This is a genomic window from Rhizobium grahamii, assembly GCF_009498215.1.
In the GTDB taxonomy this organism is placed as follows: Bacteria; Pseudomonadota; Alphaproteobacteria; order Rhizobiales; family Rhizobiaceae; genus Rhizobium; species Rhizobium grahamii_A.
Genome location: NZ_CP043498.1, coordinates 1519694 through 1531618, shown reverse-complemented (window position 1 = coordinate 1531618; position 11925 = coordinate 1519694). Strand labels below are relative to the sequence as shown.

The following is an 11925-nucleotide window of genomic DNA, read 5'->3' as shown; positions in this document are numbered from 1 at the left end:
ATGTCAGTTCAGAATGAACTCGCCGCGCAGAGCGCGCCATTCCGTGGCAGATATCAGCTTGCGATGGATATAGCGGACGGAGTGAAGAGGGCCGTCCAGTTTTTCCTGCCAGAATTTCAGGAAACTGCGCATTTCCGGGAAGTCCGGCGCCAGATCGTAGTCCTGCCAGATATAGGTCTGCAGGATGGCGCGGTGATCCGGCATGCGGTAGATGATCTGCGCGGTCGTCAGGCCGTAGCCCTGCAGCTGCTTTTCCATGTCCTTATGCATTGCCTGCCTCGCTTCTGTTCCCACATGGCGCTTATTAGCACCATGTGAAATGGAACCATGCGATGGTTAACCGAAGCTTGCGGGAATGCTAGAAGAATCGATGATTGTTCTTTTGTTTCAAATGTTTGGCAGCCGCGCACGTGGAGTGCTGCCAAACATTGTCAGCGCTTGAGGTGGCGCGTCAGCCGGCGTTCGATCCAGCCCCAGAGATGGCGCAGCGCTTCTACCATACTGAGGTAGAAAATGGCCGCCCAGAGGTAGGTCTGGTAATCGAAGGTGCGCGAGAAGGCATAGCGGGTCTCGCCCATCAGATCGAGCACGGTGATGATGGCGACGACGGCGGACCCCTTGATCAGCAGGATGATCTCGTTGCCGTAGGGACGAAGCGCCACGATCAGCGCCTGCGGCAGCACGACCTTGCGAAACGCGACGATCTTGTGAATGCCGAGCGATGCGGCGGCTTCATGCTGGCCACGCGGAACGCTTTCGATCGCGCCGCGAAGGATTTCAGCCTGGTAGGCAGCGGTGTTGATCGTCATGGAGAAAAGGCCGCAGTACCAGGCGTCGCGGAAGAACCACCAGAGTCCCACGTCCTCGAGCTCTTTGCGAAAACCGCCAAGGCCGTAGTAGATCAGGAAGAGCTGGGCGAGCAGCGGCGTGCCGCGAAACACGTAGACATAGGCGTAGGCGGCGCCGTTGATGAAGCGGTTGGGCGACATCCGCGCGAAAGCCAGCGGAAGCGACAAGATGGCGCCGAAGACGACGGAAATCGCGACAAGGGCGATCGTCGTGCCGAGGCCGTGGAGATAGCGCGGCCCGTATCGCGTGAACTTTTCGGGATCCCAGCCGCCGATGACGGTACTGATTAAGACGATGGCGAGGAGAATCCACAGCGCTACGACGGCATAGCCGATGACGCGGGAGATCGTAATGCGCTTTCGTGCTGCCTTTGGCGCCGGCTGTGGTGGAATCAGGGCTTCCGCATAGCTCATCGACGGACCTCCGAGCGCTTTGCCCAGCGTTCGATGTAGCTCAGGCCGTAGGACGAGATGATCGCCAGGCCGAGATAGATGCAGCAGGCAACGAAGTAGAACAGGAAGGCCTGCTTGGTGACCTTCACGGCCACGCCGGTCTGGCGCAGGACATCGGCGAGGCCGATGATCGAGACGTAGGAGGTGTCCTTGAGTAGAATCATCCAGAGGTTGACGAGGCCGGGCAGGGCGATGCGGACCAGCTGCGGCAGGACGATCAGCACCATGGTGCGGCCACGATGGAAACCAAGCGCATCGCCAGCCTCATACTGCCCCTTCGGGATCGCACGGAAGGCCGACAGCAAAACCTCGGAACAGTATGACGAGAAGACAACCGAGAGCGCGATGACGCCGGCCAGAAATGCGTTGATCTCGATTCGGCCGTCATATCCAAGCGACGCCAGCACGGACTGAATGAGGATCTGCATGCCGTAGTAGATGATGAAAAGCGTCAGCAGCTCAGGCAGGCCGCGAAAGATCGTGGTGTAGATGCCGGCGGCGAGACGAACGGACTTTTCTTCCGATTGTTGGCCGAGTGCCACCAGAAAACCGATGACGAGGCCGATCGGCAAGGTCACGATCGCAACCGCCACGGTAACCTTCAGGCCAGCCGCGATCTCATCACCCCAGCCGGTATCGCCGCAGGCCAGAATCGTGGAGGAACCGAACCAAGTGAAAAGCCCTGCCGGTCCGCAAAGCGGATCGAAAATATATCCTATCCAGGCCCACAACGAGCCCAGCGCGGAAAATAATCCGCCCATACCAATTTTCCCCTCGCGGCTTTTGCCGCTTTGCTCTTTCCATCTATGTCAAACAAAAATGGCGGAAGGGCAAGCCTTCCGCCATCACCTTTGTTAGCGGCCTACAGAATTTATCAGTCGCCGTAAACGTTGAAGTCGAAGTACTTGTCCTGGATCTTCTTGTAGGTGCCATCGGCGCGGATCGCGGCGATCGCATTGTTGAGCTTCTCGCGAAGCTCGTTGTCGCCCTGACGGACGGCAATGCCTGCGCCTACGCCGTTGATTTCCTTGTCGACGGGCAGCGTCGTCAGGATCTTGCAGCATGCGCCGGCGTCGGACTTGACCCACTGCGACAGAACGACCACGTCGTCGATGACGGCGTCGACGCGTCCGTTGGTGATGTCGAGCTTGTACTCGTCCGCGGTGGGATAGAGCTTAAGTTCAGTATCCGCGAGGTGTTTTTCGGCATAGTTCGCGTGCGTGGTGGAGGTCTGGGCGCCGATCGTCTTGCCCTTCAGTCCTGCAACGTCGGTGACCGTCGAGTCCTTGGGGACGGCGATCGCCGGTGGGGTGTTGTAGTACTTGTTGGTGAAGTCGACGAGCTTTGAACGCTCCGGCGTGATCGACATGGACGAAATGATCATGTCGAACTTCTTGGCCTGCAGTGCCGGGATGATGCCGTCCCAATCGCTGCTGACGATGGTGCATTCGGCTTTCATCTGCGTGCAGAGTGCGCGGGCGATGTCCATGTCGAATCCAAGGAACTGGCCGCTGGCGTCGACATATTCGAAGGGGGGGTATGTCGAGTCGGTGCCGATAACATACTTCTCGCCATCAGCCATTGCGGCACCAGCGAAAAGAGACATCGCGGCGACGGAGGCGGCGGCGAGAATACGGGTGGAGATACGCATAAGAGTCCTCTCTGTTGGTGGCCGCCACGTATTTTTGGTTTTGCGCCGGCGGCCAGTATGGGGCGCCGCTATGCAGCGCCTTGGCGCGATACTCAATCTTTTTTTCTAAAATTGCAACTGGAATCGAAGCGCTTTGGGTGCGCCAAAGTGTGGCAAACATGAACAATTGCAGTCTGCCTTATTCATAACGGGTTAATGGGGCAGTTCCTAAGAATGCATGGAACAAAACCGGACGCAGGTCATTTGCGACCGTCACGTTGTTGTGTGCTCGCAGTACGACTGTGCCGAAATAAGAAGAACATACGAGGAGCCCCTATGGGAATGAAATCCAGATTGTTTGCCAGTGCCGCCTTTCCGCTTTTGTCGCTCTCCATGGCCTTGCAGCCCGTGCATGCCATGGCTGCGGCTTCGGCAGTTGAACAGGTGCACACGGCACCGGCTGCAGCCGGGATCGAGGTAGCGCAGGAAGCCGCCCCCGACGGACAGTCGGAAGAAGAATTGCTGAAGAAGCGCCATAAGCAGCAGCCGGAAGGCGGCGAACAACAGCAGGCTCCGGCAGAACAGCCGCAGGCGCCAGCTGCAGAGCAGCCGGCCCAGCAGGAGGCACCTGCCGAGAAACCGCGCCGCCAGCGCGAGCCGGCAGCCGAGGAAGCCGCTCCGCAGCAGCAGCAACAGGAAGCGCCGGCCGAAAAGCCGCGCCGTCAGCGCCAGCAGCCCGCAGAAGAAGCTGCCCCGCAGGCCGAACAGGCTGCTCCGCAGCAGGAGGCCCCAGCCGAGAAGCCGCGCAAGAAGCGTCAGCAGGTAGAGGAAGCCGCCCCGCAGGCCGAGCAGGCCGCTCCGCAGCAGGAAGCCCCTGCCGAAAAGCCGCGCAAGAAGCGCCAGCCCGCCGAAGAGGCGGCCCCGCAGGCCGAACCAGCCGCCCCACAGCAGGAACAAGCAGCCCCGACACAGGAGCAGCCGGCCGAGCCGCAGCAGAAGCCGCGTGGCAACAAGCGGGACAAGCAACAGCAGCAGGAAGCTCAGCCGCAGGCCGAGCAGCCGGCTCAGCAATCAGCAGAGCCGCAGGGTGAAGCCCAGCCTGGCGCAAAGGCGCCTGCCGCAGCTGAGGGCGAGCAGCCCGTAAAGCCACGCAAGAAGCCGACTGCCGCCGAGGCGCCGCAGGCTCAGCCCGAGGGTGAAAAGCCTGCCGAACAGGCTGCACCTGGTGGTGAGAAGCCGCCGCTGCCCGAAGCAAAGCCTGCTGAAAAGCCCGCGGCCGAGCAGGCTCCGGTCAATGGTGAACAGCCCACCGACTCGCAGCAGGGACAGCAGGTTCCGGCAGCGCAGCCGAATGGTGACGCTACCGCGCAGCCACCGGCAGCAGCCGGCCAGGCCGAGCAGGCAATCCCGGCACCGGAAAAGATTACGCCCAAGGAACTCGAGCGCCGCAAGGAGATCGCCGCCGATCCGAGCAAGAGCACGGAAACGGTCGTCCTTCCGGTTGAAAACGGTGCCGCCGTTCTCGATAGCGACAAGGATGCAGATCGTTCCGGTGGCATTCAGTCGCGCCGCGACCGCGACAGGCAGCGTGGCCAGGAACAGCAGATTCGCGTTCCGAAGTCGGACGCCGATGCGCAGATTGCACCGAGCGGCGAAAGACGCCCGCCGATCAAGATCGAGGCCGTTACCAGCGAACAGGGCGAGCGCCTTGATCGTCGCCCGCAGTTCGAACGGCCCGATGGCGCGCAGTTCGGTCAGCGCGGTAACGACAACCGCGTCATCATCCAGTTCAACAACCAGACCTACGTGCGTGGCGACGATGACCGCCGCTTCCTCAGGGATGGCGAACGGCCGATCTACGAGCAGCTGCCACGTGACCGCTACCGCGAGACGATCGACCGCGACGGCTATCAGATCGTGACTGTTCGTAACCGCTACGGCGACATCATCCAGCGCTCGCGTATCGACAATCGCGGTCGTGAGTCGGTGCTCTACTACTCGCCCGAGCTCTATGACGATCCGGATCGCAGCTACTTCGAGGATCCGGGTGCGGACCTGCCGCCGATGCGTCTTCGCATTCCGCTCCGCGACTACATCATGGACACGAGCAGCGACGACGATCGCGACTACTACGACTTCCTGCGCGAGCCGCCGGTCGAGCCAGTCGAGCGCGTCTACTCTCTCGACGAGGTGAAGTATTCGGCCCGTATCCGTGACAAGGTGCGCCGTATCGACCTCGATACGATCACCTTTGCAACGGGCAGCTCGGAAATTCCGATGAGCCAGGCGCGGTCGCTGCGCAAGGTTGCTGACGCGATCAACGAGGTGCTGCGCAAGGATCCGTCCGAAACCTTCCTGATCGAAGGCCATACGGATGCGGTCGGATCCGACCAGAGCAACCTGGTCCTGTCAGACCAGCGCGCGGAATCGGTCGCCAATGTCATGACCGACGTTTACGGCATTCCGCCGGAAAACCTTGCGACGCAGGGCTATGGCGAGCGTTACCTGAAGGTCAACACGCAGGGCCGAACCAGGAGAACCGCCGCGTCACCATCCGCCGTGTCACGGCGCTGGTGCGTCCGGTCGCTTCGCGCAACTAAGCCGCCGAGCATGCATTGAAAGCCGCCGGGAGACCGGCGGCTTTTTCGTTTCGGCCGGTTACTTTGCAGGCAGTTCCACGATCGCGGCGATGAAATCGGCGATCGCCGATGTGTCGTTGAGATCAAACACCGGAAGGAAGGCTTCGGCGACAGGGTGGTCCGCGGCGATTGCGGAGATGAACGGATCGCTCGGGGCCAGGGGCTCGCGGTTTGCCGCCTCCAGACGCCGTGCCTCGATTTTCGGGATCTGCTCGCGCTTGTAGCCTTCGATCAGGACAAGATCGCAAGGCGCCAGACGGGAGAGGATCTCCTCGAAGGCCGGCTCAGGTGCTCCGCGCAGTTCATGCATGATAGCGTACCGCGTGCCGGAAACGATGGTGACTTCATGCGCGCCAGCCTGGCGGTGCCGGTAGCTGTCGGCGCCGACCTTGTCGATGTCGAAATCGTGGTGGGCATGCTTGATCGTCGAGATGCTGTAGCCGCGGCGGGTGAACTCTTCGACGAGACGGACGGCGAGGCCGGTCTTCCCCGAGTTTTTCCAGCCTGCGATGCCAAAGACTTTCGGCTTGTTCATTATACCAGTACCTTCAGCCAGCGTTCCGCTTCTGCGAGATCGTCTGGCGTGTTGACGTTGAAAAACGGATCCAGGAGGCTGGCGCGGGTCGGGCGCAGCGGGAAGGCGACTTCCGCAACGTCATGACGCAAGAGGAAGTCCCGCACGCGCCGCTTCTCGTCTGTGGCGATCCAGGAACTGAGATCGTCGGCCAGCGCCACGGGCCAAAGTCCGAATACAGGGTGGCTGCGGCCCTCGGAGGTGGCAATGGCGATCTTCTCGGGTGTGTCGATTGCAGCGGCGAGCCAGTCGACGAGGTCGTGCGGGAAAAACGGGCTGTCGACGGAAACCGTGATCACGTGCGTCGCGTCCCCAAGGGTTGCGCCGTAGGCCATCGCCGCGTGAATGCCGGCCATCGGCCCAGCCTTGCCGGGGATTATATCAGGAATGAACCGCTGACTGCAGTTTTCCGGTATAGCGTCGGCGTTGACAGCGATTGAGGATACCTGTGGCGCCAGTTGATCGAGCACCCGGGCTAGCAGCGAATGCCCCCCAAGTGTGACCGAGGCCTTGTCGCGGCCCATGCGGGACGAGCGGCCACCTGCCAGCACGACACCCGGAATGGTGGATCTGTTCAATGTAAAATCGTTCATGTTTGCCTCAGACGGGTGTTCTCGGCTCGGACTCCTGGGCGACCGGCGGCACATGACGTTTTGCCTCACGATAGAACGTGTAGAGGCCGGACGCTATGACGACAGCAGCACCGATCAGGGTCCAGAAGTCAGGCACCTCCGCAAAGAAGATGAAGCCCAGCACAGCCGAGAAGATCAGGCTGGTGTAGCGGAGTGGTGCAACGAAGGAAATCTCGCCCGTGCGCATCGCCATGATGACGGACTGATAGCCGACCAGGACTAGAATGGCGGCGAGCAGAAGGTGCGAAAGTACGATTCCGCTGACGGGTTGCCATCCGCCGAGGACAGGGGTCAGCAAGGCGCCGATGATCGTCACCGAGACGGCTGTCACGACGGTGATCATCAGCGAGGGAATTTCCGGGCCGATGCCACGCGTGGCGAGATCGCGGCCGGCAGTCACGAGCACGCTGACGACGCAGAGCAGGGCTGCCATCGTGAAGCCCTCCGCGCCGGGGCGGATGATGATCAACACGCCAAGCAATCCTCCGACGATGGCGAGCCAGCGGCGCCAGCCGACCGGCTCCGAAAAGAACAGGGCGGCACCGAAGGTGACGACGAGCGGCAGCGATTGAAGAATGGCGGAGGCATTGGCGATCGGCATCATCCCGAGCGCTGTAATGTAAGTCACGGCTGCCAGAACCTCGCAGACGACGCGGACGAAGACCATAGGCTTCAGCATGACGCGCCACGAGCGCAACGCCCCCATGTAGCGGGCGATCGCGTAGACGAGCACGCTGGTGAAGAGACCGCGCAGGCACATGATCTGGCCGGCGTTCATGTAAACGATGACTGACTTGGAGAGTGCGTCGCTGCAGGAAAATCCGGCCATGGCCGAACTCATGTAGATGGCGCCCTGGGTGTTGCGGGACCGCGGCATGTCGATATTCCGATTCTCGTACAACTCCTTTTAGAAGCTGCAGGTTGCGAAGGGAATCAATCGAAAGCCACAGTCGCGATAATTCGATTGCGCAGTGCACAATGATGCAGTTGTGCGCAAGCCGACGGCAGGAAACGGGTGGCTGCGACCTTGAATGTCTGAGATTTGAAGGGCCGCCAACAACAAGTGGAGGTTCCAACATGAGATATCTGGATGGCAAGGTTGCAATCATAACCGGCGCAAGCTCCGGCATTGGCCGGGCGGCGGCCAAGCTCTTTGCAGCGGAGGGCGCACGACTGGTCGTCGCGGCGCGACGCGAGGCAGAACTCGGCATGCTGGTCGAAGAGATCGCCGATGCGGGCGGCGAGGCGGTGGCGGTTGCCGGCGACGTGCGTGATGAGGCGTTGAACAGGCGGCTGGTCGAGGTGGCTGTCGAGCGGTTCGGCGGCCTCGATGTCGCGTTCAACAATGCCGGGGGGACGGGCGAGTCGGCGCCTGTCGCCGATCTTTCCCTCGAAGGCTGGAACGAGATGCTGGCCGTCAACCTGACCAGTGCGTTCCTGGCGGCGAAATATCAGGTGCCGGCAATGATTGCCCGCGGCGGCGGATCGATCGTCTTTACCTCGACCTTCGTCGGCCACACGGCGGGAATGCCCGGTATGGGCGCCTATGCCGCAAGCAAGGCGGGCCTGACCGGTCTTGTGCAGGTGCTAGCCGCCGAACTCGGGCCGAAGAACATCCGCGTCAATGCGCTGTTGCCGGGCGGCACGGATACCGCGTTGAACCCCGCGAACTTCGAAAACCCGGATATGCAGCTGGTCGCCTTCATCCATGGCCTGCACGCGCTGAAGCGGCTGGCGCAGCCGGAGGAAATCGCCAAGGCAGCACTTTTCCTGGGGTCGGATATGTCAAGCTTCGTGACCGGCACGTCGATGCTGGCAGACGGCGGGTGTCGATCAACCGGACCTGATCTGCTTGATTCAGTGGGCGTCACCCGCCGGTGACGCTCATATGGCGGGCAACGGCCGGGCGGTTATGGGTGCGGTCGATGATGAAATCGTGGCCCTTCGGCTTGCGCGAGATCGCCTCGTCGATGGCTGCATAGAGCAGCCCGTCGTCAGGGGTGGCGCGGACCGCAGCGCGCAGGTCGGCGGCGTCGTTCTGGCCGAGGCACATGTAGAGCGTGCCGGTGCAGGTCAGCCGCACGCGGTTGCAGCTCTCGCAGAAATTATGGGTCATCGGCGTGATGAAGCCGAGCCGGCCGCCGGTTTCCCTGACCTCGACATAACGGGCCGGGCCGCCGGTGCGATAGCCGATGTCGGAGAAGGTGAACTGTTCTTCGAGATCGGCCCTCAGCTTCGACAGCGGCAGGTAGCGGTCGGTCCGGTCTTCCTCGATCTCGCCCATCGGCATGGTTTCGATGACGGTCAGATCCATGCCGCGGCCGTGCGCGAAACGGATCATGTCAGGCATCTCGGCGTCGTTGAAATCCTTCAGTGCCACCGCGTTCAGCTTGATCTTCAGGCCGGCCTTCTGCGCGGCATCGATCCCTTCCATCACCTTGTGGAAGTCGCCCCAGCGGGTGATCTGCCGGAACTTGTCGGGATCGAGCGTGTCGAGCGAGACGTTGATGCGGCGGACACCTGCCGCGTAGAGCTCGTCGGCGAAGCGGGAGAGCTGCGAGCCGTTGGTGGTCAGCGTCAGCTCGTCGAGGCCGGAGCCGATCTGTTTGCCGAGTTCGTGCACCAGATACATGATGTTCTTGCGCACCAGCGGCTCGCCGCCGGTCAGCCGCAGCTTGCGCACACCCTTGGCGATGAAGGCGGAACAGAGCCGGTGCAACTCCTCGAGCGTCAACAGTTCCTGCTTCGGCAGAAAGGTCATGTGCTCGGCCATGCAATAGGTGCAGCGGAAGTCGCAGCGATCGGTAACGGAGACGCGCAGATAGGTCACGGCCCGCTTGAACGGGTCGATCATCGGTTTCGCCTCTGCAACCAGCGGCGATGCGTTGCCTGTCGTTCCGACGTTGCTGTTCACGAATGCCTCCGCAATGCTACTAATGTGCGTATAGGTCATTGCTGCGTCAAGGGAAACGCCTTTGGGAGCGGCAAATTGCGCTTGCCTCGCCAAGCGGCATTGCCTACTCGTGATTTGAAGGGGAATGGGATCATGAGCGATATCTGGCCAACCGAACTCAGAGTTTCGAAAGACCGGCAACATCTGGCCGTGACATTCAACGACGAGACACGTTTCGATCTCCCGGCGGAGATGCTGCGTGTGCTTTCGCCGTCGGCGGAAGTGCAGGGGCATGGGCCCGGCCAGAAGGTGACGGTGCCCGGAAAGCGCAATGTCGCTATCATCTCTCTGACGCCAACCGGCAACTATGCCGTCCGCATCGGCTTCGACGACATGCACGATACCGGCATCTTTACCTGGACCTATCTGCGTGAACTCGGCGAGCGTGGCGAGGAGCTTTTTGCCGCCTATGAAGAAGAGTTGCGCGAAAAGGGCATGAGCCGCGACACCTCGGAAAAGCCGCGCTGAACATCAATTGTTGAAGGGGACGTGCATGGTAGGAACGGGCAAACGGAACTGGCTGCGCGTCAAGGGCAGTCCTGGTGGTAGCAGGGTCACCTTCCTTGAGTTGTTTTTCGACCTTGTCTTCGTTTTCTCGATTTCCCAGCTGTCGCATGCACTCGCTGCTCACTACACGCCGCTCGGCGCGCTCGAAGCGGGACTGATGACCTTTGCGGTCTGGTGGGTGTGGATCTTCACGGCCTGGGTCACCAACTGGCTCGATCCGGAAAAGACGGCCGTTCGCGGCATGCTCGTGGTGCTGATGCTGCTTGGCCTCGTTCTCTCCGCGTCCATTCCGGAAGCCTTCGGCGATAAGGGCCTGCTTTTCGCCGGCGCCTATGTGCTGATGCAGGTCGGCCGGTCGCTATTCACGTTGTATGCCTTCAAGCATGCCAGCCCCTCCAACTATCGCAATTTCCTGCGCATCAGCACGTGGCTGATCGTTTCCGGTGTCTTCTGGATTGCCGGCGGGCTGCTTGAGCATGAAGCGCGGCTGATTGCCTGGCTGATTGCACTCGCGATCGAATATACGGGCCGGCGAGCGGCTTCTTCGTGCCGGGACTTGGCAAGTCGACCGCGTCGGACTGGGATGTGTCAGGGGCGCATATGGCAGAGCGCTGCGCGCTCTTCGTCATCATTTGCCTTGGCGAAGCGATCCTCGTTTCGGGCCGTACCTTCTCGGAGTTGCCGTTTTCAAGCCTGACGGCGGTTGTCTTCGCCACCGGCTTCGTCGGCACCGTCGCGATGTGGTGGCTGTATTTCCGGTTCGGCCACGAAAGGGCCGCTCATCGCATCGAGCATGAGGAGGCGCCCGGAAGCCTTGCGCGTCAGGCCTTCACTTATGCGCATATTCCGATCCTGGCGGGCATCATCGTCCATGCCGTCGCGGTCGAGTTCATGTTCTCCCACCCGCACGAGACCGGCAATATCGGCGTGATGGCCTCGGTCTTCGGTGGTTCCGGGCTCTTCCTTGCCGGCAATCTCTGGTTCAAGGGCGCGACGAGCGGACGGTTGCCGCTCTCGCATCTCGGTGGCCTGGTGCTGCTGATCCTGCTCGCCTTTGTCGCGCCGTTCATCGAGCTTTATCTGGCAGGAATGCTGGCGACGGCCGTGCTGATCATCGTGGCCGCGTGGGAGTACAAATCCCTCGTGGGGCAGACCGCCGCGCACACCATTCACTAGGACACATCGTCGTCGTCGACGAGATCCGTTTGCAGCACGCGGATAATCCGTTCCATGGAATCCGCCATTGCCGTGCATTGTTCGATCGGTTCCGGCGACAATACGCGCTCGATCAAGTCGGTCTGGATGACCATGGCCTTTTCGGTGATTTCCCGGCCTTCCGCGGTCAGGAAAAGCCGCAGCACGCGCTTGTCCTTCTCGTCGCCGCGCCGCTCGATCAGCCCGCGCTTTTCCATCTGCGGCAGCAGCATGCTCATGTTCGAGCGCCCGACTAGCAGCTTGCGGGCAAGCTCCTGCTGGGAAATGCCTTCGAAACGGTAGAGGTTGATCAGGATGTCGAGCTGCGGGGTCTTGATGTCGAGTTCGGCAAGTGAGCGACCAAGCGACTGCTGCATGAGCTGGCAGGCGCGGGCGACGGCGATCCAGCTGCGAAAACGCGGATGATCCCAGGGGAGGGATTGATTTTTGTTCATCGTTGTACTTTATTGTTCAGTGTTGAACATTATCGGATTC

General features: G+C 61.3%; 10 protein-coding genes and 3 pseudogenes. 4 read left to right on the top strand and 9 right to left on the bottom strand.

Annotated elements, in window-relative coordinates; translation table 11 throughout:
* Positions 1-3 precede the first annotated feature (3 nt).
* From FZ934_RS07555 to FZ934_RS07540, 4 genes are all read right to left on the bottom strand, one after another.
* Complete coding sequence (locus FZ934_RS07555; protein ID WP_113365142.1) at positions 4-270, bottom strand: usg protein; 267 nt, start codon at positions 268-270, stop codon at positions 4-6.
* Positions 271-431: 161 nt separating this feature from the next.
* Positions 432-1262: an ABC transporter permease gene (locus tag FZ934_RS07550; RefSeq protein ID WP_153270557.1), complete on the bottom strand. Its 831-nt coding sequence runs from the start codon at positions 1260-1262 to the stop codon at positions 432-434.
* On the bottom strand, positions 1259-2062 hold the full coding sequence (locus tag FZ934_RS07545) for an ABC transporter permease (protein ID WP_153270556.1): 804 nt from the start codon (positions 2060-2062) through the stop codon (positions 1259-1261). The genes FZ934_RS07550 and FZ934_RS07545 overlap by 4 nt, the downstream gene beginning before the upstream one ends.
* Positions 2063-2175: 113 nt before the next feature.
* On the bottom strand, positions 2176-2952 hold the full coding sequence (locus tag FZ934_RS07540) for a transporter substrate-binding domain-containing protein (RefSeq protein ID WP_113365139.1): 777 nt from the start codon (positions 2950-2952) through the stop codon (positions 2176-2178).
* Positions 2953-3267: 315 nt separating this feature from the next.
* On the opposite strand from FZ934_RS07540, the pseudogene FZ934_RS07535 reads away from it, so the two are divergent.
* A pseudogene (locus tag FZ934_RS07535) lies at positions 3268-5531 on the top strand (OmpA family protein).
* Between the two features lie 58 nt (positions 5532-5589).
* On the opposite strand, the gene mobB reads toward FZ934_RS07535, so the two are convergent.
* The 3 genes from mobB to FZ934_RS07520 are packed head-to-tail and all read right to left on the bottom strand — an operon-like array spanning position 5590 to position 7653.
* Complete coding sequence (gene mobB / locus FZ934_RS07530; protein ID WP_153270555.1) at positions 5590-6105, bottom strand: molybdopterin-guanine dinucleotide biosynthesis protein B; 516 nt, start codon at positions 6103-6105, stop codon at positions 5590-5592.
* The gene (gene mobA, locus FZ934_RS07525; protein WP_153270554.1) at positions 6105-6737 is read right to left on the bottom strand and encodes a molybdenum cofactor guanylyltransferase MobA; all 633 of its coding nucleotides are present in this window, start codon (positions 6735-6737) and stop codon (positions 6105-6107) included. The genes mobB and mobA overlap by 1 nt, the downstream gene beginning before the upstream one ends.
* A 7-nt stretch (positions 6738-6744) precedes the next feature.
* On the bottom strand, positions 6745-7653 hold the full coding sequence (locus tag FZ934_RS07520) for a DMT family transporter (RefSeq protein ID WP_153270553.1): 909 nt from the start codon (positions 7651-7653) through the stop codon (positions 6745-6747).
* 200 nt (positions 7654-7853) lie between these two features.
* On the opposite strand from FZ934_RS07520, the pseudogene FZ934_RS07515 reads away from it, so the two are divergent.
* A pseudogene (locus FZ934_RS07515) lies at positions 7854-8623 on the top strand (SDR family oxidoreductase).
* Positions 8624-8643: 20 nt separating this feature from the next.
* Here the strand turns inward: FZ934_RS07515 and moaA are convergent.
* Entirely contained in the window at positions 8644-9690 is a 1047-nt protein-coding gene (moaA, locus tag FZ934_RS07510) for a GTP 3',8-cyclase MoaA (protein ID WP_153270551.1), read from the bottom strand.
* Between the two features lie 132 nt (positions 9691-9822).
* Between moaA and FZ934_RS07505 the strand changes: the two genes are divergently transcribed.
* Positions 9823-10197, top strand: coding sequence for a gamma-butyrobetaine hydroxylase-like domain-containing protein (locus FZ934_RS07505; RefSeq protein ID WP_153270550.1), 375 nt, complete (start codon positions 9823-9825; stop codon positions 10195-10197).
* 25 nt (positions 10198-10222) lie between these two features.
* Positions 10223-11412, top strand: a pseudogene (locus tag FZ934_RS07500) (low temperature requirement protein A).
* Here FZ934_RS07500 and FZ934_RS07495 read toward each other — a convergent pair.
* Positions 11409-11885, bottom strand: coding sequence for a MarR family winged helix-turn-helix transcriptional regulator (locus FZ934_RS07495; RefSeq protein WP_153270549.1), 477 nt, complete (start codon positions 11883-11885; stop codon positions 11409-11411). The pseudogene FZ934_RS07500 and the gene FZ934_RS07495 overlap by 4 nt on opposite strands.
* Positions 11886-11925 lie beyond the last annotated feature (40 nt).